This window comes from Flavobacterium sp. 2 (assembly GCF_049949195.1).
Classification (GTDB): Bacteria; Bacteroidota; Bacteroidia; order Flavobacteriales; family Flavobacteriaceae; genus Flavobacterium.
Map to the genome: position 1 here is coordinate 634526 of NZ_CP188206.1, position 22657 is coordinate 657182.

General features: G+C 35.1%; 13 protein-coding genes. 6 read left to right on the top strand and 7 right to left on the bottom strand.

The annotated features are described in order from the left end of the window. Positions 1–9: 9 nt before the first annotated feature. Together ACNFIH_RS02620 and ACNFIH_RS02625 are read right to left on the bottom strand one after the other, a co-directional pair. Positions 10–3018, bottom strand: coding sequence for a SusC/RagA family TonB-linked outer membrane protein (locus ACNFIH_RS02620; protein WP_426485361.1), 3009 nt, complete (start codon positions 3016–3018; stop codon positions 10–12). Between the two features lie 252 nt (positions 3019–3270). Further along, entirely contained in the window at positions 3271–5454 is a 2184-nt protein-coding gene (locus ACNFIH_RS02625) for an alpha-N-acetylglucosaminidase (RefSeq protein WP_426485362.1), read from the bottom strand. 748 nt (positions 5455–6202) lie between these two features. On the opposite strand from ACNFIH_RS02625, the gene ACNFIH_RS02630 reads away from it, so the two are divergent. The 5 genes from ACNFIH_RS02630 to ACNFIH_RS02650 all read left to right on the top strand — a co-directional run bounded on the left by ACNFIH_RS02630 (position 6203) and on the right by ACNFIH_RS02650 (position 16281). After that, positions 6203–6580, top strand: a complete 378-nt coding sequence (locus tag ACNFIH_RS02630; RefSeq protein WP_426485363.1) for a response regulator — start codon at positions 6203–6205, stop codon at positions 6578–6580. An 84-nt stretch (positions 6581–6664) separates the two neighbouring features. Continuing rightward, positions 6665–8125 carry an ATP-binding protein gene (locus ACNFIH_RS02635; protein ID WP_426485364.1) on the top strand — a complete coding sequence of 487 codons (1461 nt, stop codon included), beginning with the start codon at positions 6665–6667 and terminating at the stop codon, positions 8123–8125. Then, on the top strand, positions 8112–8543 hold the full coding sequence (locus tag ACNFIH_RS02640; RefSeq protein ID WP_426485365.1) for a response regulator: 432 nt from the start codon (positions 8112–8114) through the stop codon (positions 8541–8543). Before ACNFIH_RS02635 ends, ACNFIH_RS02640 begins: the two co-directional genes overlap by 14 nt. 119 nt (positions 8544–8662) lie before the next feature. Then, positions 8663–15037: a HAMP domain-containing protein gene (locus tag ACNFIH_RS02645; RefSeq protein ID WP_426485366.1), complete on the top strand. Its 6375-nt coding sequence runs from the start codon at positions 8663–8665 to the stop codon at positions 15035–15037. A gap of 20 nt (positions 15038–15057) precedes the next feature. Further along, positions 15058–16281 (top strand): sensor histidine kinase, encoded by a 1224-nt coding sequence (locus ACNFIH_RS02650; RefSeq protein WP_426485367.1) that lies wholly within the window; start codon positions 15058–15060, stop codon positions 16279–16281. 114 nt (positions 16282–16395) lie between these two features. On the opposite strand, the gene ACNFIH_RS02655 is transcribed toward ACNFIH_RS02650, so the two are convergent. Continuing rightward, a complete protein-coding gene (locus ACNFIH_RS02655) occupies positions 16396–16581 on the bottom strand; it encodes a hypothetical protein (RefSeq protein WP_426485368.1) in 186 nt (61 codons plus the stop codon). A 251-nt stretch (positions 16582–16832) separates the two neighbouring features. Here ACNFIH_RS02655 and ACNFIH_RS02660 point away from each other — a divergent pair, with 251 nt between their 5' ends. Then, positions 16833–18776 carry a glycoside hydrolase family 97 catalytic domain-containing protein gene (locus ACNFIH_RS02660; protein ID WP_426485369.1) on the top strand — a complete coding sequence of 648 codons (1944 nt, stop codon included), beginning with the start codon at positions 16833–16835 and terminating at the stop codon, positions 18774–18776. 60 nt (positions 18777–18836) lie between these two features. Here ACNFIH_RS02660 and ACNFIH_RS02665 read toward each other — a convergent pair whose 3' ends face one another. From ACNFIH_RS02665 to ACNFIH_RS02680, 4 genes are all read right to left on the bottom strand, one after another. Further along, the gene (locus ACNFIH_RS02665; RefSeq protein ID WP_426485370.1) at positions 18837–19457 is read right to left on the bottom strand and encodes a DUF417 family protein; all 621 of its coding nucleotides are present in this window, start codon (positions 19455–19457) and stop codon (positions 18837–18839) included. A gap of 79 nt (positions 19458–19536) precedes the next feature. Further along, complete coding sequence (locus ACNFIH_RS02670; RefSeq protein ID WP_426485371.1) at positions 19537–20349, bottom strand: helix-turn-helix domain-containing protein; 813 nt, start codon at positions 20347–20349, stop codon at positions 19537–19539. Between the two features lie 41 nt (positions 20350–20390). Further along, positions 20391–21824, bottom strand: a complete 1434-nt coding sequence (locus ACNFIH_RS02675; RefSeq protein ID WP_426485372.1) for a glycosyltransferase family 2 protein — start codon at positions 21822–21824, stop codon at positions 20391–20393. 10 nt (positions 21825–21834) lie between these two features. Then, on the bottom strand, positions 21835–22656 hold the full coding sequence (locus ACNFIH_RS02680) for a hypothetical protein (RefSeq protein ID WP_426485373.1): 822 nt from the start codon (positions 22654–22656) through the stop codon (positions 21835–21837). Between the last annotated feature and the right edge of the window lies 1 nt (position 22657).

The window sequence follows — 22657 nt, forward strand, 5'->3', positions numbered from 1 at the left end:
ATTTAATTTTTAAAATACCACGTTCATACCAAACAAAAATGTTGTGGTTTTTGGGTAAAAGTTATTTGAATCTACACCAGGAGCAGTTCCTCCTTGTTCCACCTCAGGATCAATTCCGCTGTATTTTGTGATAACAAAAAGGTTATTTACGGTTTCATAAATACGGATCTTTTTAATGTATCGTCCAACTTTACCAAAATCATAACCTAAAGTCATATTATCTAATCGGATGTAGCTGCCATCTTCTATAAAACGAGTTGAATATTTATAGGCATTAATATCATTTGGCGATTCACCTGCCGCATCTACAAGTATGTTATTAGACATTGCTGTACTCGGCCTAAACAAATCTGCACGAGTTGCATTGAAAATTTTATTACCAAATACACCACGGAAGAAAATATTCAAATCAAATTTTTTGTATGTAAAATTATTGTTCCATCCCATCATGAATTTAGGCTGTGCACTTCCTGCATAATGGTAATCTACACCAATTTGAGGATTAGTTGTTAAACTTCCATCTTTAGCAACATATTGAGAAATACCTGCTGCATTTTTTCCTGCGTATTGAAGCGTAAAGAATTGCCCAAGAGGTTTTCCTTCTTTTAAAATTTGCAACGTACTTCCTGTTTGTCCGCCTCCATCTGGCTGCACTCTTCTAATTGAATCACCTCCAATAAAATAAGGATTTGTCAATTTAGTGATCTCATTTTTGTTGTGTGAAAAATTTAAACTTGTTGCATAACTGAAGTTTTTAGTTTTAACCACATTTGCATTCAAAGTAACCTCGACACCTTTGTTTGACATATTTCCACCGTTTGCAACGATTGTTCCTACTGGTACAAGTACTGGATTTACAGAATAGTTGTAAATCATATCGGTTGTTTTTTTGTCATAAACCTCTACAGAACCAGATAATTTTCCTTTCAATACTGTAAAGTCAAGACCAATATTTGCTGTAGCTGTTTTTTCCCAATTCAAATCTGGATTTGCTGCCTGATTTGGTCCATAAGCTCCAACTTGCTGTCCGTTATAATAAAATGTACCTAGACTTCCTGAGATAAATTGAGCAGTGTAAGCATTAAATCCAGAAGAGTTTCCTGTTTGCCCCCAGCTTGCACGAAGTTTTAAATCGGTAAAGATTTCTTGGTTAGCCATAAAACCTTCTTTGTCAATTCTCCAAGCTCCACCAACTGAAGGAAAGTATCCCCATTGATTATTTGCACCAAATACAGAACCACCATCTCTTCTAATAGATCCTTGTAAAAGGTATTTGTCTTTGAAATTGTAATTTAAACGTCCAAAATAAGAAATCAAACGTTTTTTCTGATAAGCTTTGCTATCTCCGAAATCTACTCTGTAACCTGAAACCGAACTATAATTTCCTAAAGCAAGATTATTGTAACTCACATTGTCTACCGGAAAATTAGTATTTGTTGCCTGAAATCCATCTCCTAAAACATCTTCTTGCCATGAATAACCAAGAACTGCTTTAAGTTTGTGGTTGCCAAAAGCTTTATCCCAATTCAGGAAACTTTCAATAATTGTATTGCTGGTTTGGTATGAATTTCTCAAAGCTGATCCGTTTACACCAAAATTCACTAATGTTTTTGTTTGAGGTGGATCTGGATTATTGTAGAAATTCGAACTATTATATTGTTGATAATAACTGTCATAATATTCACCGTGAAGTGAATTTAATTGTTGGTAAGACAAATTCAAGTTATAAGTGAATCCCCAAGGAAGTTTTACTTCAGACGTTAAACTAGCAACAAGATTATTTGTTTTTGTATCGTCATCTGCATGATTCATCATTGCCACTGGATTAAAATAACCCGTCTGGATGAAATTTTCAAAATAAGTTCCGTTTGGATTCGTTATCGGCGAAACCGGCAAGTGGTTTATCGATTGCTGCAATACCACGTTACGTTGTGGCACATTATTGTATTTACTGTTTGAGTTGGTAACGTTCAAACCAAATTTAACATTATCATCAAAAGCATTCTGCTCAATTGCTAAGTGCGCAATTACGCGTGAAAATTCATTTCCTTGTAATACTCCTTCTTTATTGATATAACTTACACTCGCAAAATAATTACCATGCTCGCCTCCACCGCTCATAGAAAGATTTTGAGTTGTTGACGGTGTGTAACCAGGTCTAAGGATTGCCTTTTGCCAGTCAGTATCTGCACCTTTATCATTTTCAGGAGTAAAACTTAAATTATTTTTGGTTACGAAATCTCTCAATTGAGTAGCATTCATCATATCCAGCTGATTTGATACTTTTTCAAAACCAAAATAATTACTGTAGCTAATTTGAGATCTGTCTTTGCTTCCTCTTTTTGTTGTTACCATGATTACACCATTTGCAGCACGGTTACCATAAATAGCAGTTGCAGCGGCATCTTTCAATACATCAATTGTAACAATATCGTCAGGAGCAATAATAGAAATATCAACACCCGGAATTCCGTCAACTACATAAAATGGCCCTTGAGAACTATTTAATGTCGACGCTCCACGTAAAACAACTGAAGAAGCTTTAGTAGGATCACCACTTGTTGAAACATTCAAACCTGAAACTTTACCTTGCAATAATTGACCAACGTCAGCAATTACACCGTTATTTAAGTCATCTGCTTTTACAGATGAAACTGCAGTTGTTAAGTTTTTACGAGATCCTTTTCCGTATCCTACAACAACAACTTGCTCTAAGTTTGTAGTAGTTGAAGCTAATCTAATTGTGATATTTTGTGATCCGTTAAGTTTGACACTTTGATCTACAAACCCAACAAAAGAAACTAATAGGCTTGCGTTTTTATTTGAAACAGTAAGTTTGAATCTTCCATCAAAATCTGTCATGGCACTATTTTTAGTTCCACTTTCAATTACATTGGCCGCTGGTAATGGCATGCCTTTGTCGTCCAAAACTACACCGGACACATCTGTTTTTTGCGCCCAACAATTCATTGAGAAGCCTGCAAAAAAGATTAGTAATAATAGTTTAAGTTTTTCCATATTATATTTAAGTTAGTTAGTTAAAAAATTGTTAAGCGAAGATAGAATTATGCTTTATTTAATGAATGGACAGATTATTCATAAACATGGATATTTTTGCTTATCCCAATAAAACAAAGGCTTTAGATGCTTATTTCTTCACAATTTATACTTTAAAAAAGGTTAAAATTATTCTAAAGTGCTGTCTGTTAAAAGTTATTAAATCAGGCTTGTTTTATAATTCTCACAAATCTTAATCGAGCATTTTTTCAGTTAATTCATTTTTTCGCTTTCGCACCATTTTGTTTCCCATTCTTTAATAGATTCAACCACTTTCAATTCATCAAATGGTTTGTTGCTGGTAACCGATTCTCTTTGAGCTTGTAAAAACATTTTCCATCTTGGCCAATAAAATCCTTTATACATGCCGCCCCATGCTCTTGAAGCATAATCATTTAAATGTCCTTCGCCTCCCCAAAGCGTAATTATTGTTTTTGCATTTTTTAAATACAATTTCGATTCTGATTCAGAACTTCCGTAATTCCATGCCGACTGCAACCAATTGTTTAAATTATTTAAAGGCTGGCCTTTCATCATATTGTCTATTTCAAAAGCTTGTTTTTCTATCTTTTTAAATAATTCATCTCCTTTTTTCAAGTCTTTCGAATTATAAGCCGCCACACATTCCATTAACATTTCATCAATACAAAGCGAATAATAATGTCTTGACGCATCGATCAAGTCATATTGAAAAAGGTTCTTTTTATCAAAATTCTTAGCTTCTTTATTCAAAATATCCAAAGCCTGTTTCAGCTTTTCCTTATCACCAGGATTTCCTTTAAATTCTGTTATTTTTAAAGTTGGTTTCTTAAAAAACAAATAAGCTCCGGCTTTATCATTCCACCAGCGTGTTTCCCAATATTTCGTGCTGTAAACCGATTCTACCAATAATTGCCAGGCTTTAAGAACGTCGGCTGAATTATCTCTTCCGTATCTGGCTTTCAAATAGTTTTTCAGCCAATCATTTACTGACTCTTTACCCAGCGTCCATGGAAGATCATAAATATATTCGTAAACCGATGAGTTATTATTTAATCCTTCCGGCATGACTCCGTAACCTACAACATTCCCTTTGTTTGTGTTTTTCATCAGGCTAATAAGTTCATTTCTGTAGAAATTAAAATCGCCATAAACAGGATTGGATCCTCCATAATTATGAACATAACCGTATGTCCATTGTTTTCCATAAAATGCCTCCTGATTTTCCCACACTTTATACCTATCATTTGCATAATCCTGAATGATCATTCTATCATTTGGAACTTTGCTCAGGAAAGCTTTTGTTGCTTCTTTCGTCCAAAATTCTTTATTATCGCCAAAAAGCCAGCCCTGCATTACCCATTTTGCTTTTGGTGCCGCATCATTAATAGCTTCAAAAATTGTTTTCCCGTAGTCGGCTAATTCTTCATTTTTATGTCCTTCTGAAACTGGCGGTACTATTTCATTAAAAGAATCGGCGAGATAAAAATCAGATTCTCCATATAACTTCGTATAAATTTCTATAAAGCGTTTTCCAATTTCTTTAAACAAAGGATCTTTAGAATCTAATAAATAAGTACTTTCAAAACCTCCACCCGACCAAGATTTTAGTTCGCTTATTTTTGAATCAGGATGTTTTTCTGCAAATGCTTTCGGAACATATCCACTAAAAGCGGGCACCACCGGATGCATTCCCAATGCTCTCATTTTTTGCAGAATCTTCTTTTGAACAATTTCTTTTTTATTGATCCATTCTTGCGGCAACGGCCCATCAAGACTGTTTATATTTCCCATTCTCTGCCAAGGTAAAAATGCTGGTCCTGCAAAATGCTTTTGTAATTGTTCATCTGTTACGCCATATTCTTTCCAAAGTAATTGCCAAACTGCCTCTTGACCTTCTAATGCAGTAGGCAAATTAATACCATGCAAAGCCATCCAGTCAATTTCTTTTTCCCAGCGCTCCCAATCCCACCACGGAGTCGTGTAACCAAAAGTACAGGCGTTTAAATATTCTCTATATTTAAAAGGAGTAGCTCCTTTTTTTGAATAAACAGGCCACGTTTTAGGCAAATTGATTCTATTTCCTTCCCAACTGACTAAAACAGCACCAATATCTCTCAGAAAATTATACGCCGCATAACAAATTACTGTATTTGATGTTGCTTTAATTTTTACTGCATTTGTTGTTGTTTCAACTTCAAACCAATCTGAATCATCTCCTTCTTTACTTTCTATAATTTCCAGTTGAAAGTCATTTGCGCGATTTCCAATAAGCTTTTCAATTACAGCAAACGAACTTTTTGTTTTTTCTCCATTTTGAGAATACGCATTGAAAATTAAAAAAAATAATACCAGAAAATAAGTAAAACCACCAGCTGAAGCAGTCTCGTTTTTAATTCTCGAACAGTCAGTTTTCATATTATAACACATTTAAAAAATTATTATTTATCATTAATAAAACGCAGCTTAAAAACTCTCCGTTCAAAAGAAATCTACTTGTCTATGAACTAAAATTTCTAAATTTTAAAACTGCTGCAATTCGGTATAAAAAATAAGCTTCAGATTTCAGACTTGTACTTATAAAAAATAGGAGATTATTTTATTAATCTCCCATTTAGTAAAACCATAAAAACAAACTTAATCTTTTAGATAAAAAACCAATGCTTCTCTTGTGTCTGTGAGTTGCAGACTCATTAGATTTTCACTTGAAGTAAAATTATAGATCTTGAATTTTTAATTAATGGACACATTATTCATTATTATAGACATTTTGCACAAATACAGGCTACAAAACCATTAAAGCTATTTGAATTCCAATCATTTTGACCAAAATCAAACTATTTTATAAAAAATCTTTAAACTTAATCATTACGATCTTTTGCTCTTAAATGACTAAATGAAAAATCAAAACATATTAATTATATAACATTAATCTGAAATCATGTAAAAGAAAGGAAAATCTTATTTCTACTTTCATAGATTAATTAACACCAAAAATTCTGAATTCTATGAAACATTTTTACTTCAAAATATACATTGCTGTTTTGTCAATTTCGATAATAAGTTCCCCATTTATTATGTGACAGATTTATTGAATCGCACTTCCTAATTCACCAAAATAATAAGCGCGAAGAATTATCATCTTTTAACAAAACCAAAAACACATATGATTTATAAAAATATACTGCAAATTGACGATGATGTTGACGATTGCGAATTTTTCATGGAAGCACTTCAGGCAGTTTCCGATGCTGATTATACTGCAATGCATAATTCGGTTGAAGCGCTCAACAAATTAATTCGCCTAGAACTTATTCCAGATATTATTTTTCTTGATTTGAATATGCCAATTATGTCGGGTTTTGAATTTTTAGCCGCTATTAAAACACAGAAGATTATTCAGGATATTCCAGTAGTTATTTTTTCTACTTCTCAATTTGAAGAAACAAAACTAAAGGCCAGAAATTATGGTGCAAAAGAATTTATTTCAAAACCGAGTGATTTTAACGAATTAAAGAAGATTATAAGTGATTTTACGGTATAGTGAATTTTTCAAAAATGCAAAATATGCCCATTTTAAAATAAGTCATTTTTTATTATTTAATGCGATTTTCTTAATAGAAAGACAATGAAGTTATCAACTCAAATAATTTTAGCCTTTACACTTATCATTTTGCTTTCTGCTGCAGATTCGTATACCAATTACAGGCTGTCTCTCAAAGTCAATCAAAACTCAGAGTTTCTTTCAAAATCGGAAGCTGTCATCCGAAATTCAAATAAAACTCATAGAGCCATTTTACAAATGCAAAGTGCCGTTCGGGGTTATTTACTGACTAATGACACGACCTATCTGGCGCCTTATTATAGCGGAATAGAAAAAGTTCCTGACTTTTTTGTAGAACAACATACGCTCATTGACAGCAATACGATTCAGTCTTCTATTTTAGATTCGATAAGTATTCTTCATTCGGAATGGCTTTCTTTTACATCCGAATTAATTCGAGCGAGAAGAGAAAATCCTAAAACCTACCAATTCCTTTTAGATACTAAATTTAAGAAGCATATTGGCAAAAATATTAATGATTCGATTACAGAAAAATTTAAAAGATTTGAAAAAATCGAATACAAAACGAGAGCTCATCACAGTGAAATGTTGCTGCATTCTCTAAACAAAGCGCGAAGTTATTCACTGGTTTTTTTATCACTTACCATTTTTGTTGGAATATGCAGCACGGCTTACATCGTAATTATGATTACAAAACGAATAAATTCGATGGTTCGGGTCGCCGATACGATTTCAAAAGGTCGTTTTACTATTGTTCGGGATTTTAAAAAAGATGAACTAAGCGCGCTCGCGGCATCTTTAAATATCATGTCGCGCCGACTCGAAAAGAATATTCAGGAACTGGAAAACAAAAACGAAGAACTTAACAAATTTGCCTATGTTGTTTCTCATGATTTAAAAGCGCCGCTTCGGGGAATTTACAATGTAATAAGCTGGATTGAAGAAGATTTGTCAGGCGAACTTTCTCCTGCTTTAAGAAATTATCTGAATATTATTCCGAAAAGAACACAGCGTATGGAAGCTTTGATTAACGGACTTTTGGATTACGCCCGCATTAACAGAAAGACTTCTCCCGAAATTGTCGATACAAATGCACTTGTTCATGAAATCGCGCAATCTATTGTCCCGAGAGAATTCAAACTCGAAATTATAAACCTTCCTGAACTTGTTACAGAGCGTTTAAAACTGGAACAGGTTTTTTCGAATTTAATCAGCAATGCGGTCAAATATTCAAAACCTGAAAATCCTTATATCGAAATAAAGTGCCAGAAAGTACTCAACTATTATGAATTTTCAGTAACAGACAACGGAATTGGTATCGATGAAGAATATCACCAAAAAATATTTGAAATTTTCCAGACACTGAGAGAGAAAAATGAAATGGAAAGCACCGGAGTTGGACTCGCCATTGTTAAAAAAATCATTGATGATCAGGGAGAAAGTATACATGTAGAATCAAAACTGGGCGAAGGAACCACATTTACTTTCACCTGGAGAAATAACAAACAGCATGAGAAAGCCTAATATTTTATTAATTGAAGATGATGAACTCGATACAATTTCGGTGGAACGTTCATTGAAAAAGCTAGAGATCAAATATATTCTCCATACTGCGTATAATGGTCTTGAAGCACTTCAAATGCTCAGAAACACAGAAAACCCACTTGTTCCGGATGTGATTCTGCTGGATATCAATATGCCAAAAATGAATGGAATTGAATTTCTGAAAATCCTGAGAACTGATGACAATTTAAAAGATTTAAAAGTATTCATCATGACGACTTCTTCAGAAAGCAGTGATCGAATTACAGCCGAAAAATTAGGGATTTCAGGATATATTATAAAGCCTTTAAATTACACCGACAATACCAAAAGACCCGATTCTATGGATGCTTTCGTACAGTTTCATCTTAGGAAAATTTTACTCAATGAAAACGCGTAACAATTATGAGTTATGAATTATGAGTTATGAATTAAAAACTAATAAACCCAAAACTCATAACTCATAACTCATAGCCCAAAATCACCAAAAACAAATCCTTCAGCAAAGATTTACCAATTATGAAAAATAAGACGCATAACGATAAAACATTAAAAAATGACATGCTGATTGCTCTGCCTGTTATTACAGATGAAATAAGACCTAATAGCAAAAGTAGAAAAAGCAAAACTGAGGAATCAATTCTTAGTGACGCTGAGTTTCTTAAAATTTTGCTGAAAGTAAAAAATGGTAATTTCTCCCAACGTTTCCCTACCGATCAGGATGGAACAAAAAGAGCCATTTGCGATACCTTAAATGAAATTATTGACCTGAACGAAAGAATGGTTTTTGAATTTCAGAAGGTTGGAAAAAGCATTGGTAAACAAGGAAAATTAACCAATCGTGTCGTTTTGGACGGAGCGCGCGGTTCCTGGAGTTCCTGCGTCGATTCAGTAAACACATTGATTTCCGATTTAGTTCACCCTACAATTGAAATTGCGCACGTAATTACCTCAGTTGCAAAAGGAAATTTATCACAGGAAATGCCTTTAGCTATTGAAGGAAATCCGTTGCAGGGAGAATTCCTCAGAATTGCAAAAGAGGTAAACGCCATGGTAAAACAGCTGAATCTTTTCTCTATGGAAGTTACGCGTGTGGCGCGTGAGGTTGGTACCGAGGGAAAACTGGGCGGTCAGGCAAAAGTTCGTGGTGTTGGTGGAGTTTGGAAAGATTTGACCGATTCAGTAAATAAAATGGCTTCCAACCTTACCGGACAAGTTAGAAATATCGCCGATGTAACAACCGCGGTGGCAAAAGGAGATTTATCCAAAAAAATTACCGTTGACGTAAAAGGAGAAATTCAGGAATTAAAAAATACCATCAATACCATGGTGGATCAGCTGAACTCGTTTTCTTCTGAGGTAACTCGTGTGGCGCGTGAAGTTGGTACTGAAGGAAAACTCGGCGGTCAGGCTCAAGTAAAAGGTGTTGGTGGAACCTGGAAAGATTTAACGGATTCGGTAAACCAAATGGCATCCAATCTTACCGGACAAGTTAGAAATATCGCCGATGTAACCACAGCCGTAGCAAAAGGAGATCTTTCGAAAAAAATCACAGTTGACGTAAAAGGAGAAATTCTGGAACTGAAAGACACTATTAATACCATGGTGGATCAGTTAAATTCCTTTTCTTCTGAGGTAACCCGTGTGGCTCGTGAAGTGGGTTCTGAAGGAAAACTGGGCGGACAGGCTCGTGTACGTGGTGTCGGTGGAGTTTGGAAAGATTTAACCGATTCGGTGAATCAAATGGCGTCCAACTTAACCGGACAAGTACGAAACATTGCCGAAGTAACTACAGCCGTTGCAAAAGGAGATTTATCTAAAAAAATTACCGTAAACGTTGAAGGAGAAATCCTCGAATTAAAAAATACCATCAATACCATGGTGGATCAGCTGAACTCTTTTGGTGCCGAGGTAACTCGTGTGGCACGTGAGGTTGGTTCAGAAGGAAAATTGGGAGGTCAGGCCAAAGTAAAAGGTGTTGGTGGAACCTGGAAAGATTTAACCGATTCGGTTAACCAAATGGCATCCAACTTAACCGGACAAGTACGTAACATCGCCGAAGTTACAACAGCCGTTGCAAATGGTGACCTTTCGAAAAAAATTACAGCCGTCGCCGAAGGAGAAATCCTTGAGTTAAAGAAAACCATTAACACAATGGTGGATCAGCTAAACTCCTTCTCTTCTGAGGTAACGCGTGTGGCGCTTGAAGTTGGTACAGAAGGAAAACTAGGCGGTCAGGCAAAAGTAAAAGGTGTTGGAGGAACCTGGAAAGATTTAACGGATTCGGTAAACCAAATGGCATCCAACTTAACCGGACAAGTACGTAACATCGCCGAAGTAACAACAGCCGTAGCAAAAGGCGATTTATCACGCCAAATTACCGTTGATACCAAAGGAGAGATTTTAGAGCTTAAAAATACCATTAATACGATGGTGGGTCAGCTGAATTCCTTTGCCTCTGAGGTAACCCGTGTGGCACGTGAGGTTGGTACTGAAGGAAAATTGGGAGGACAAGCACAGGTTGAAGGTGTCGGCGGAACATGGAAAGATTTAACGGATTCCGTGAACCAAATGGCATCCAACTTAACCGGACAAGTACGAAATATCGCCGAAGTTACAACTGCCGTGGCAAAAGGAGATTTATCGCTCCAAATTACCGTTGACGTAAAAGGAGAAATCTTAGAATTAAAAAATACAATTAATACCATGGTGGATCAGCTACGAGGCTTTGCTTCGGAGGTTACAAGGGTTTCGAGAGAAGTTGGAACCGAAGGAAAACTGGGAGGACAAGCAAACGTTCCTGGAGTTGCCGGAACCTGGAAAGATTTAACCGATTCGGTGAACCAAATGGCAGGAAATCTTACCGCTCAGGTACGTAACATTGCCGATGTAGCGATTGCCGTTGCCAATGGCGATATGTCCCGAAAAATTACGGTTGACGTAGCCGGAGAAATTCTGCAATTAAAAGAAACACTAAATACCATGGTGGATCAGCTTCGTGAATTTGCCTCTGAGGTAACTCGTGTGGCGCGTGAAGTGGGTACTGAAGGAAAATTGGGAGGTCAGGCAAACGTGCCGGGTGTTGCCGGAACATGGAAAGATTTGACGGATTCGGTGAACCAAATGGCGGGTAACTTAACTACTCAGGTTCGTAATATTGCCGAGGTAACGATTGCCGTTGCCAACGGAGATATGTCTAAAAAAATTACTGCAGACGTTCGTGGAGAGATTCTTCAATTAAAAGAAACTGTAAATACTATGGTGGATCAGCTTCGTGCTTTTGCTTCTGAGGTAACTCGTGTGGCGCGTGAAGTTGGTACTGACGGAAAATTAGGCGGACAGGCTTTCGTACCGGGTGTTGCCGGAACATGGAAAGATTTAACGGATTCGGTGAACCAAATGGCATCCAATTTAACGGGTCAGGTTCGTAACATTGCTGATGTAACCAAAGCCGTAGCAAATGGCGACCTTTCAAAACAAATTACCGTTGACGTAAAAGGTGAAATTTTGGATTTGAAAAATACGTTCAACACGATGGTGGAACAGTTGAATTCCTTTTCTTCTGAGGTTACCCGTGTGGCGCGTGAAGTGGGTACTGAAGGAAAATTAGGAGGACAATCGGAAGTAAAAGGTGTTGCCGGAACATGGAAAGATTTAACGGATTCGGTTAACGTTATGGCGTCGAATTTAACGGGGCAAGTTCGTGGAATTGCTAAAGTTGTAACTTCAGTAGCAAAAGGAAATCTGAAACAAAAACTTTCTATTGATGCTAAAGGTGAAGTGGCGCAATTGACTGATACAATCAACGAAATGATTGATACACTCGCGACTTTCTCTGATCAGGTTACAACGGTGGCGCGTGAAGTGGGTGCTGAAGGAAAATTGGGAGGACAAGCAAATGTTCCCGGAGCTTCAGGAACCTGGAAAAACTTGACGGAAAACGTAAATCAGTTAGCGGCAAATCTTACGACTCAGGTACGTGCTATTTCTGAGGTTGCATCGGCGGTAACTCAAGGAGATTTAACGAGAACAATTGGTGTTGAAGCAAAAGGTGAAGTTGAGGCGCTTAAAGACACTATCAACCAAATGATTTCAAATCTTAAAGCGACTACTTTACGAAATCAGGAACAAGACTGGCTGAAATCGAATTTAGCTAAATTTACGCAAATGCTTCAAGGTCAAAAAGAATTGAATGCGGTTACTAAAAAAATCCTTTCTGAACTTGCTGCAGTTGTTACGGCTCAGCATGGGCTTTTCTATATTTTAGAAGAAGGTGAAGATTTTATGGATTCAAAATTGAATCTGATCGCTTCTTATGCTTACATTAAAAGAAAAGATTCTATTACGCAATATGCAATGGGTGAAGGACTTATTGGTCAGGTTGCTATTGAAAAGGAACGTTTGATTTTAAGTAATGTTCCGAAAGATTATATCCGAATTAATTCCGGACTTGGAGATGCTAAACCAAAAGACGTTATCATTCTTCCGGTTTTATTTGAAGGAAGACTTAAAGCGGTAATTGAATTAGCTTCGCTTGATACTTTTAACCAGACACACTTAGATTTCCTTGAAGGATTGACTGAAAGTATCGGAATTGTATTGAATACGATTGAATCGAATTCAAGAACCGAAGAATTACTGGTTCAGTCACAATCATTGGCAAACGAGCTGAAAAGCCAACAAGAAGTATTGAAAAATACCAATGAAGAACTCGAAGAAAAAGCGATTTTATTGGCCAATCAAAAAGAAGAAGTTGAACAGAAAAACCAGGAAGTTGAGGTTGCCAGAAAAGCATTGGAAGAAAAAGCAGATCAACTTACTTTGACATCCAAATACAAATCGGAATTCTTGGCGAATATGTCGCATGAGCTAAGAACGCCGCTGAACAGTTTGCAGATTTTGGCCAATGAATTAATCGCCAATCGCGACGGAAATTTATCTGAAAAACAAATTCAGTTTGCCAAAACAATCAATTCTTGCGGTGATGACCTTATTCAGTTGATCAATGATATTCTAGATCTTTCTAAAATTGAATCTGGTTATATTTCTGTGGATTATAATCCGATTAGTTTTGCCGAAATCAGTCGTTTTGTGGAATCAACCTTCAACCCTATTTCTCAGGCTAAACATCTTGATTTTGAAATTTTGATGGACGACAATCTTCCTGAATTAATGGAAACCGATTCACAGCGATTAAATCAGATTCTGAAAAATCTATTATCGAATTCATTCAAATTTACCGAAAAAGGTCAAGTCCGCTTAAGCATTTACAAAGCAGATAATAATTGGAAAACCAAAAACAATAATCTGGAAAATGCAGAAGCTGTAGTGGCATTCGAAATTTCAGATACCGGAATCGGAATTTCAAAAGAAAAACAAAACATCATTTTTGAAGCTTTCCAACAAGCAGAAGGTTCTACAAGCCGTAAATATGGCGGAACAGGCTTAGGATTATCCATAAGCCGCGGACTTTCTGATTTATTGGGCGGAAGTATCGAACTCGAAAGTGACACCAATATTGGAAGTAAATTCACTTTATTTTTGCCATTAAAATCTGTTCATAATCTTGAAATTGAAGATATAAGTGTCAATGAAGAAACGAATGTAATTCACGCCGGAAAAAGCCGTTTAAAATCGCTTCCGTCAGCTAGTTTCAATAAGTCAGATGTTGATTTGTATTTTGTGGATGAGGTTGGTGACGATCGCGCTAATATTAGGCCAAATGACAAAATTCTTTTAATAGCTGAAGACAATATCACTTTTGCCAAAATCCTTCTGGAAAGAGCGCATCAGCATGATATTAAAGCCGTTGTAACGACTAAAGGAAATGATGTAATTGATTATATCAATCAGTTTCAGCCTCACGCCATTACAATGGATTTGAATATGCCGGATACCAGCGGATGGAAAATTCTCGATCGTTTGAAAACTGATTTCACCTTGAGACACATTCCAGTTTATATCATTTCGGGAGAAGATGAAAGAAATAAAGGCTTAAAACGCGGCGCCAGAAACTTTCTTGTGAAACCGGTAAAAAATGATTTATTGACCGCATTATTTAATGACATTCATGATTTCAAAAACAAAAAAGAAAAAAACCTTCTTGTAGTTGATGATAATCCGGTGGATTTAAAACGAATTGTAGAAGCTGTCAAAGGCGAAGACATTTCAATTTCAACCGCTTTAACAGCAAAAGCAGCTGTAGAGCTCATTAAAGAAAAATCCTTTGACTGTATTATATTGGATTTATTTCTTCCAGATGCTGACGGTCTTGACTTAATTAATGATCTCGAAAATAATATAAATAGTCAGGAAACTGCTATCATTATCCATTCTGCAGGCGATGTCAATAAAAAACAAAGAAGCAAACTCAATCGTTTTGCATATAGTATTATAACAAAAAGCGCCACTTCAATTGATGAATTGGTCGATCAGACTGCCCTATTCCTTCATCGTGTGCATAAAGATATGCCTGACAGCATGAGGGAACGAATTGAAACGTATTATTTGAAAGAAGACGTACTTATCAATAAAAAAGTGCTTCTTGTAGATGATGATGTCCGAAATTTATTTGCGCTTACAACTGCGTTGGAACGTTTTGGATTGGATGTTATCAGTGCCGAAAGCGGTCATGAAGCTATTGAAATTCTAAATCAGAATGTCAAAATGGATATTGTTTTGATGGATATTATGATGCCCGAACTTGATGGTTATGAAACCATGAAAATCATCAGACAAAATGCAAAACATAAAGATCTGACCATTATTGCCGTTACCGCAAAAGCCATGAAAGGCGACCGACAAAGATGTATTGAATCTGGCGCATCGGATTATATTACAAAACCCGTTAATGTGGAGCAATTATCTTCATTAATGAGAGTTTGGCTGAAATAATATTTTAAATAAAAAACATCATGGAAAAAGCTCCAGTTAAAATATTATTAGTAGACGACAAAAAGGAAAATTTACTTTCTCTGCAGGTTATTCTTGCTGATTTGGGATATCAATTTGTTGAAGCTACTTCAGGAAAAGATGCTTTGCGAATACTCCTGAAAAGTCAGGATTTTGCTATTATTCTGATGGATGTGCAAATGCCTCTAATGGATGGATTTGAAACGGCTGAACTCATTCGGCAAAGTGAAAAGCTCAAACATGTTCCCATTATTTTTCTTACCGCCAATATGAATACATCCGATTATATTTTTAAAGGATATCAATCGGGAGCGGTTGATTATATGATCAAACCATTATCAGCTGAAATTCTGAAGGCAAAAGTGATGGTTTTTACTGAATTGTATAAAAAAACAAGAGAATTACAACTCAAAGAAGAAGAAACAAATGCACTTAACGCCAAAATTATAAAAGCAAATGAAGATTTGGCTGCCCAATATGTAGCAATCGAAAAATATGCAAACGAATTAAAAAGAAAAAATACCGAATTAGATGCTTTCACGCACATTTCAAGTCATGATCTTCAGGAACCGCTGCGAAAAATTCAGACATTTTCAAATATTATTCTCGCAAAAGAATATGAAAATTTAAGCCCTGACGGAAGATTAAAATTTGATCGTATTTTGTATTCAACCAATAGAATGCGTGAATTAATCAACGATCTTTTGGCTTTTTCCAGAACAAATATTATTGATCGCATCTATGAAAATACAGATCTTGATACTATAATTGAAAATGTAAAAGAAGCGCTCAGAGAAAACATCAAAGAAAAAAATGCTTTAATTATCACCGATTTACACGGAAAAATCAATATTATTCCGTTTTTGTTTATTCAGCTTCTTGAAAATTTAATTAATAATTCACTGAAATTTTCTCAGAAAGAAGTTCCACTTGAAATTACGATTAAAAGCCGAATTGCCACTGGAAAAGATTTGCATAATGATAAATTAATTCCTTTGGAAACTTACTGTCATATCAGTTTTCAGGACAACGGAATTGGTTTTGAACCTGAACACAGCGAAAAAATATTTGGCGTTTTTCAAAGACTACACAGCAGAGATGTTTATGACGGAACTGGTATTGGTTTGGCCATTGTCAAAAAAATAGTTGAAAATCATAACGGAATAATTATGGCTACATCTCAACCTATGAAAGGTGCTACTTTTGATATTTTTATTCCTCAATAAATTTTCTTTAAATAAAATAAAGAAAAACAAATTAAAGATATCCCTCCAAATTGGGATATCTTTAAAATAACTGAATTCAGCCTGTAACTGAGAATTTATGGCTGTTACTAAACATTATTTCCTTAAATTTTTTATTGCTTTTTCAGTACTTTTATCATAATCTTCATCAGTTATTTTTTCTTTTTTAAAAGTTAAGACTTTGCTTTTGACAATAAAAAAGCAGACCGAAAACCCTAAAAAAATAATTGATATTAGGATGATCTCTACTATTAAACTGTTTTCTGCTGTATTACTTATCATATCTTTATTTTAAGATTTTGAAAAAAGAAAACTTAACCTATTCTTATATACGAAAACAACTCAACTTTGGATCAAAAAAGATGGATTTTAATTATTCTTCCCTTTTAGTTATTGTATAATGTTCGAAATATTTGAAATTTTACAAATACTTTCCTTCTCAAAATTTTTCTTTTCAAAAATAGTGTTATTTTTACACTTATTACTATTTTTTGAACATCAAACTTTACTAACCGACCAAAATACTACAAAAAATGAGATATTTCTTTCTTAGTTTTCTCCTATTCATTATTTCAAATTCGCTTCGAGCGCAACAACTTTCTACATTTAGTCCCGATAAAAATTTAAAACTTGAAATTTCTGTCGATAATGGCCTTGCTTATTACCAAGTATTTTTCCAAGGCGAAGAATTTCTTGCCAAATCTCCATTAGGATTAATAAGTTCCGCTGGGGATTTTACCAAAGGGCTCAAATTAATTGGAAGTAAAACAAATAAAATTCAGGAATCGTATCAACTGAATCGCTCTAAAGTAAGTCAGGTAAATTATAAAGCAAATGAAATAAATTGCTCGTTTACAAATGCTGCTAATGATATAATAAACATCATTTTCAGAGTTTCAAATACAGATGTTGCTTTCTCTTATTTGATTCCGAAAAGCAAAAAAAACACTGGAAATTGTACTATTGAAAAAGAAATTACTGGTTTTAAACTTCCTTCAAAAACAACCACTTTTATCACGCCTCAAGCGCCGCCGTTAAGTGGATGGGAAAAAACAAAACCATCTTATGAAGAAGAATATACGAGAGAAGAGCCAATTGGAACAAAATCACAATACGGACTAGGTTTTACTTTTCCGGCGCTTTTTCATTTAGGAAATAAAGGCTGGCTTTTGATTTCTGAAACCGGAATCAGTGGAAACTACGTTGGAACACGATTAAGCGATGCAAGTTCGGAGGGAATTTATACGGTTACTTTTCCGCAAGAAGGAGAAAACAATCATGACGGGCCTGTTACCGCTACTGCCCTACTTCCAATGCAGACTTCATGGAAAACAATAACAATAGGAAAAACGCTGAAACCAATTGTGGAATCAACCGCAGCTACAGATGTTGTAAAACCGCTTGTAAAAACATCAAAAATATTCGATTCCGGCCGTGCAAGCTGGAGTTGGATTGTCTGGCAAGATGAAAGCTGTAATTACAATGACCAAAAAACTTTTATAGATCTTGCCGCTGATATGAAATGCGAATTCATTTTAATCGATGCGCTTTGGGATGTCAATATTGGTAAAGAAAAAATGGCGGAATTGGTTAATTATGCCAAATCCAAAAATGTTGGCGTTTTGCTTTGGTACAATTCGAATGGAAATTGGAATACCGCTCCGCAAACTCCAAAAAACAAAATGAATACTTCAGAAGCCCGACGTTCAGAAATGAAATGGCTACAAGAAATTGGCGTGAAAGGATTGAAAATTGATTTCTTTGGCGGAGACAAACAAGCAACAATGAAATTGTATCACGATATACTCGTCGATGCAGCAGAATTTGGTCTGAACATCAACTTCCATGGTGCTACCCTTCCTCGCGGTTGGGAAAGAATGTATCCAAATTATATGACGAGCGAGGCTGTTCTTGCTTCTGAAAATTTGGTTTTCCAACAAGGATTTAGTGATCGATATCCTTCAACGGCTACTATTTATCCTTTTACAAGAAACGCGGTGGCTTCAATGGATTTTGGCCCTGTTTTTCTGAACAAACGCCTGCATCGCGAACTTAATAAAGGAACAATTCGCAAAACTACAGATGCTTTTGAAATGGCAACCGCAGTTGTTTTCTTTTCGGCGGTGCAACATTGGGGATTAACGCCTGAAAACTTAAAAGAAAAACCTTCTTACTTATTTGATTATCTGAAAAATGTTCCAACCGTTTGGGATGAAACAGTTTATATAGATGGTTATCCTAGAAAATATTGCGTAATTGCCCGCAGAAAAAACACAAAATGGTATATCGCTGCCATTAATGGTGAAAACGCACCAAAAAATATCACAGTAAATTTACCAATGCTAAAAGGTAAAAATGTTTCTATTATAAGCGATGGCGAAGGTCAGGAATCAAAATTCAGTACAAAGAAATTGGATAATGCTTCCTTTAATTTGGAACTTTCTGCAAATGGCGGAACAGTTTTGTATATGCCTTAATTTTTTCGAAAAATAAAAAAATCCCTGTGTATTTAATGCACAGGGATTTTTTATTATTTTTTACTGAATAAACTTTTTTGCTTTGCCAAGAATTCTCTTTGCACTGTCAGAAGCTATAATCAAACCGCCGCTCATCATAATTATATCTTTTAAGACTAATCGTCCTCCGACAGAAAGATATGGAAAACCAAACTCCGGAGTCGGGAAATCACCTCCTAAATTTGGCACATAAGCTTCAGGCGTTGTAATTAAAAATGATAAAGTGACAAAAGACATTCCGAAAGTTAAGAGTCCGCCCCAAAGTCCAATTTTTGGAAACCAAATTCCTAAAAGGACCAATAAACCAATCGAAACAATTACAGTTCCCAATCCGTACGAAAAAATATAAGTGCCATTTTCTTCCTGCCATTTTATGTTTTTTTCTACTGTTTTGCCTTCTAAATTTTTATGCAAGGTGTACGCTTTAACTTGTTTGCCTTCATCATTGGCAACCATTTTATTGGCGTCTTTATAAAAGAAACCCATAAACGGACTATTTGCAACCAACGGAACAATTCCATCGGCTTCATATTTAAAGGCTTTTAAACCTCCAATCCAAGCCATTACAATGAAAATAGCAATTCTTAAAAAGTGAACAAAATTGTTTTGTCTGCCAGCAATAAATCTTATAAATTTTTCCATTTTGATTATGTTTTAAATACACACCAAAATTAGATTACAAGTGTCTGGATAAAAATGGATTTAAAGGAGTTTACATGGACTATTTTGCCACAATAGAAATACCGACTTCTTTTCGGAAATCCTTCGGGGAAATTCCGACATTCTTTTTAAAATATCGGCTGAAATAAAATTCATCTTCAAAATTAAGATCAACGGCAATTTCTCGAATCGGCTTGACCGTTAAATGCAACAGTTTTTTGGCTTCTAAAACAATGCGATCCTGAATAAGTTGCGAAGGTGATTTTCCGAAATGTTTTTTAATTCTTTTACTGAATGTATTCACAGTTAATTTGTATTTCGAAGCGTAAAAAGCTACTTCTTTGGCTTCTCGAAAATGTTCATCAAGCAAATGCTGAAACTGTAAAATAGTAGCATTACCAATCGATTCCTGAATTTCAGAAGGCATTTTCAACTGTTTTTCTTTACTGCTCAATGCTAAAACAACCTGCAAATAGGATTTTAATATCGAATCATCATAATCAAGTTTCGAATCTTCCACCTTTTTCATTCTTTCAATGATGCTGATAATTTCCTCGTAAATAAAATCAGAAATGCTTACGAAAGGTTCTCTATAAATATCATTGAACAAAATTCCGTTGCAGGCCACTTCTTTTTTGTGATATTCAATACAATAAAAATCGCCATGAAAACTCACTTGATTTATAAAAGGCGCTGAAGAATTATTCCATTTAAACAATTGATATGGAGATAAAAAGACAAGACTTTTTCCGCTGCATTCATAATCCGTTAAATCAACTGAAAAAGAAGCATTTCCGTCAAATATCAGAATATAATAATACGGTTCGTTTATTTCTTTTCCAATAAAATCGGTTTTCTTTAATTCAATTTTCATAGCGGAACTCCTTTTTCAGAAATCGGATAATACAAAAATAACTATTCTTTTTTAGTAAATCCTTTTCTGGTCATTTCGCCCCAGCCGTGCGTTCCCTTGATTTTTTCTTTGTAGCCCACTAAAGCTGCGTAAACTGCCATTGGATGAAAATATAGCGGTTCAATAAACGCTGCCAAAAGCAATTTAAAAAAATCGGCATGTTTTGGGTATTTATGAAAAGTACGTTCTTCGCTAAACAATGCCAAAACAGAAAAGAAAACGGCAAAAGTGTACACAAAAAGCAATAGCAAAAGGAAAAAATGCCAATTCAGCAAACCGAAAAGTATAAATATAACCGTTATTAAAAGACCAATAAATTCAATTCCTGGAGCCAGAAACTCAAACAATGTCCAATAAGGAACACTCAGCATTCCCAACAATTTATATTTTGGATTCATGAACATTTTTTTATGGAAACTTAGCGTTTCAATTGTTCCTCTCATCCAACGGCTGCGCTGTTTTTTGAATATCTTAAATTCCTCAGGAGCTTCTGTCCAGCAAAGCGGATCAGGAATATAACTTACCGAATAAGGCAATTTGTTTTCGAGCATATAACGGCGCATTCTAACGACCAATTCCATGTCTTCGCCGACAGTTTTTGTGCTATAACCTCCTGACAATAAAGCAATTTCTTTATCAAATGCTCCAAATGCACCGGAAATCAGCAATAATCCGTCCAGTCTTCCCCAAGCCATTCTTCCTAAAAGAAAAGCGCGCAGATATTCTAAAACCTGAATTCTCGGAATCATGCTGTCTGGAATATTTACTTCGACCAAACGGCCATTTTTAATCACACATTGATTCGCAATTCTGACTACACCTCCCGTTGCAATAATGCGTTTTCCGTGCGATTCTAAGAAAGGTTTGGCAAGTTTTAAAAGTGAATCTTTATCCAAAATGCAATCGACATCGATACAAACCACATACGGATTTTGTGCAATATTTAGTCCAACGTTTAAGGCATCGGCTTTACCACCGTTTTCTTTGTCGGCTACAATCAGTTTTTTGAAAGCGGCATTTCTGGAAGTATAAATTCCTTTTAGTTTTTTGGTTTCAATTTGTTCGTGAAAATCAAAATCGGTCAAAACAAGATCATACTTCTTGATCAGAATTTCCATCGAATTGTCTTTACTTCCGTCATTTACTACAATAACCTGATAATTATTGTAATTTAAAGAAAGTAATGATTTTACATTTTCTTCAATTGTAAAACCTTCATTATAAGCCGGCGCAATTAACGAAAGCTTAGGCGCAAATTCACTTGTAAGAAGCACCTCATAATCAACAAAACTATTTTTTTTAAGATAACTTCGAAGTTCTTTTGTAGAGAGATAAGCTAATATTAGATACGAAGACATGATCAATATAGCATAGCCCAAGATAAGCACTATGTATACATCCAAAAACCATATTAATTCGTTATTTAAAAAACTCATTGACTTGTAATTAAACTGTTAATGTCTGAAACACGTTTTGCGCTTCATATTGAATTAATGTATTTGGCGCGTGATCTATCAATTGCGATACATAAGGAAGTTTCTGCGTAAGTTTCAGCTCTTTTATAAGTTTTAATCCGAGGGTGATAACCGTTGTATTTTTGGATTCTAATAAAAGCTCTACTCCTTTTGTATCTCCAATATCATGCTTTTTAAAAGCGCCAATAATGTTTAATTGTGTCCAGTCATCAATAGGATCAGGATGTTCAGCAAGGTGCACTATACCTTTTGTTCCTGCAAGTTTTATACAAGCATTAATTGATGTGATTTTCAACGTCTTTTTTCGGGCTTTTGAAAATGTTATGATTGTTTCAAATGCTTCGTTTATATTAAATTCCGCCAATTCTGTAATTCCTTTGCATTTTACTTCCCATCTAAAATTTCGAAGTTTTTTGAACGAATCTTTTATCAAACCCGAATCTTGATAAAATTGTTCCAGCTTTTGAGCAAAAACTCCATCGTAATTTTTATGAAGATTTATAATCGTCTCCATTACAACTTCTCTGAAAAAGGCTTTTTTAAAAAGCGCTGCCGAATTTTTATCTTCATTAATAACCGAAAAAGTAACATCTTCAAAAACAACAGCCGACATTAACTTTTCAATTAACTGACTGTATTCAATTCTGCGTTTTTCTCTGTTTATATTTTTATTTCGGCTCCAAATAATGACTACATACAACAAAAAAGAGGCTCCAATAAACAAGTATATTGAAAAAATCAAAAATGGCACCACCCAATCCCCTTTTTCATATAGTTCCCAAACTTTTTCCATA